At 71.5% G+C, this 2750-nt stretch carries 3 protein-coding genes; 1 reads left to right on the forward strand and 2 read right to left on the reverse strand.

Annotated elements, in window-relative coordinates; translation table 11 throughout:
* On the reverse strand, positions 1–422 hold a 422-nt coding region (locus tag WA805_RS02800), incomplete at its 3' end, for an ABC transporter permease (RefSeq protein WP_425241577.1).
* The gene (locus tag WA805_RS02805; protein WP_425241578.1) at positions 419–1321 is read right to left on the reverse strand and encodes an ATP-binding cassette domain-containing protein; all 903 of its coding nucleotides are present in this window, start codon (positions 1319–1321) and stop codon (positions 419–421) included. The genes WA805_RS02805 and WA805_RS02800, both read right to left, overlap by 4 nt.
* Before the next feature lie 170 nt (positions 1322–1491).
* Between WA805_RS02805 and WA805_RS02810 the strand changes: the two genes are divergently transcribed.
* Positions 1492–2748: a sensor histidine kinase gene (locus WA805_RS02810; protein WP_425241579.1), complete on the forward strand. Its 1257-nt coding sequence runs from the start codon at positions 1492–1494 to the stop codon at positions 2746–2748.
* The last annotated feature ends 2 nt before the right edge of the window (positions 2749–2750 follow it).

Raw genomic sequence — 2750 nt, forward strand, 5'->3', positions numbered from 1 at the left:
CGGGACGGGCCGAGGATCAGCACCCCGGTGGCGTACGAGGTGACCGTGACGGCGACGACGGCGAGCACCGCGAACGTGATGACCGCGACGAGCTTGGCGACCAGCAGCTTCGTCCGCCCGACCGGGCGGGCCAGCAGGTAGCGCAGCGTCCCCGCGGACGCCTCGCCCGCGATCGAGTCGCCCGCCACCACCGCGACGGCGACCGGCAGGAACACCGGCAGCACGAGCGCTAGCGCCGCCGCCGGGTACAACTGCCCCTCGTCCAGCACCGCGGACAGGAACGCGCTGCCCTGCCCGGGCGGCGGGGCCAGGTGCGTGACCGCGATGAAGATCGCCACGACCAGCGGCAGGGCGCAGATCAGCCCGATCGAGATCCAGGTGCGCAGCCGCCGGACCAGCTTGAACAGCTCGACGGCGATCATGCGGGCACGCCGAACTGGTCGGAGCCCGCGCCCGTCAGGTCCAGCACGATCTCTTCCAGGCTGCGCCGCTGCACCGCCAGCGACCTGACCGGCACGCCCGCGGCCACGAGGCGGGCGTTCAGCGCGGCCGGATCAGCGGACCGCACCACGAGGTCCGCCCCGTCCCTGCGCTCGACGAGGCCGTCTAGAGTCGCGACCGCACGTTCCGGATCATCGGTCGAGATCAGGACGCGGCCTGTCGGCTCTTGCAGGGACGCGAGCTGTTCTTGCAGCACCAGCTTTCCTGAGTCGAGCACCCCGATCCTCGTGCACAGCGCGGACACCTCCGGCAGCAGGTGACTGGACATGAACACAGTGACCCCGTCCGCGTTCAGGCCGGTCAGCAGGTCGCGGATGTCCCTGATGCCGCGCGGGTCGAGGCCGTTGGTCGGCTCGTCGAGGATGAGCAGCCGCGGGCGGCGCACCAGCGCGGCGGCCAGCCCCAGCCGCTGCCGCATGCCGAGCGAATAGCCACCCGCCCGCCTCCTGGCCACGCCCTGCAGGCCAGCCTGCTCGATGACCTCGTCCACCCGCTTGGCGTCCAGGCCCTGCGAGTGCGCGAGCCAGAGCAGGTGGTTGCGGGCGGACCGGCTCGGCTGCAGCGCCCCCGCGTCGAGCAGCGATCCGATCACCCGCATCGGCTGCCGCAGGCTCGCGTATGACGTGCCGCCGACGGTCGCCTTGCCTCCGTCGGCCGCATCCAGGCCGAGGATGACCCGCATCGTGGTCGACTTGCCGGCCCCGTTCGGGCCGACGAAGCCGGTCACCTGGCCGGGCTGGACGGTGAACGACATGCCGTCCAGCGCCAGGGTCGGACCGAACCGCTTCCGTAGTCCGGACACTTCGATCGTGGCTTGCATTTCCCGTTCCTTCTGTGGTCGGGGTGGAACTTGCCATGCCTGGTTCTACGGGAAGGGCCATAACATGGGCCGCACGCTGGCTGTTATGCCGTTGTTAGGTCCGGCCGGGCATGCTGAAATGGCAGGGCCGAAGCCCCTGATCAGGGCATTGCCGACGGGAGGAGAGGCGTATGCCGGCCCAGCGCCTGCCGGTGCGGCCGACCAGGCTGCGGTGGCCCGGCCGTACCGTGCGCGTACGGCTGACCGCCCTGTACGGCATTTTGTTCCTGGTGTCCGGCGCGGTGCTGCTGGCGATCGCCAGCGGCGTCACCGTGGCGCGCTCGTCGTCGGTCCAAGCTGCCCCGGCCCCGAATCAGGCCATGCCCGGTTCTTCGCTGGCCCAGGCCCAGGCCCGCATCCAGGCGCTGCAGGCCCAGCTGCAGAACCTGCAGTCGCAGTCGGCCGGCCAGCCGGGCCAGGGCAAGCTCCAGCACCAGCTGCTGATCGCCTCGCTGATCGCCCTGGCCATCATGACCGTGATATCGGTCGCGCTCGGCTGGCTGATAGCCGGGCGGGCGCTGCGGCCGGTCCGGAAGATGACCGCGGCGGCCCAGCGCATCTCCGAGGACAGCCTGCACGAGCGGCTCGCCCTGCACGGCCCGAAGGACGAGCTCAAGGAACTCGGTGACACTATCGACAGCCTGCTGGAGCGGCTAGAGGTCGCCTTCAACGCCCAGCGCCGGTTTGTCGCCAACGCCTCGCACGAGCTGCGTACCCCGCTGACCACGATGCGCGCGGCCCTCGACGTGGCGCTGGCCAAGCCCGAGCCCGCTCCGCCGCAGACGGTCGCGCTGGCCGGGCGGCTGCGCACCGAGCTTGACCGGATCGAGAGCCTGCTGGAGGCATTCCTGGTACTGGCCCGGGCCCAGCACCGGTCGATGCCTGGCCAGGCCATCCTGCCGCTGGACTACATCGTGGGTTCCGCGCTGGCCGATCAGGCCGCCGCCATCACGGCCATGGATCTCACCGTGCAGGACACCAGCAGCCAGGGCGGCGCCTGGGTGGCCGGGAGCCAGGCTCTGCTGAGCCGCATGGTGGAGAACGTGATCGACAACGCGGTCTGCCACAACACCCCGGGCGGCTGGATCGCCATCACGACCCGGGCTCGCGGCGGAGGCGCCCGGCTGGTCGTCGAGAACGGAGGCCAGGTCCTCGACCAGCAGCAGGTAGCCGAGCTCTCCCAGCCGTTCCGGCGGCTGGAGGCGGACCGGATCGGCACGGACAAAGGCTCGGGCCTCGGCCTGTCAATAGTCGCGGCGATCGCTGAGGCCCATGGCGGCACGCTGGACCTCCAGGCCAGGCCCGGCGGCGGGCTGCGGGTCCGCGTCGACCTGCCCGCGGCCGCGGCGACGACATCGGCAGCCGTCCCGGCGGGAGCGCGGGCATGAGA

This window comes from Trebonia sp. (assembly GCF_049794275.1).
In the GTDB taxonomy this organism is placed as follows: Bacteria; Actinomycetota; Actinomycetes; order Streptosporangiales; family Streptosporangiaceae; genus Trebonia.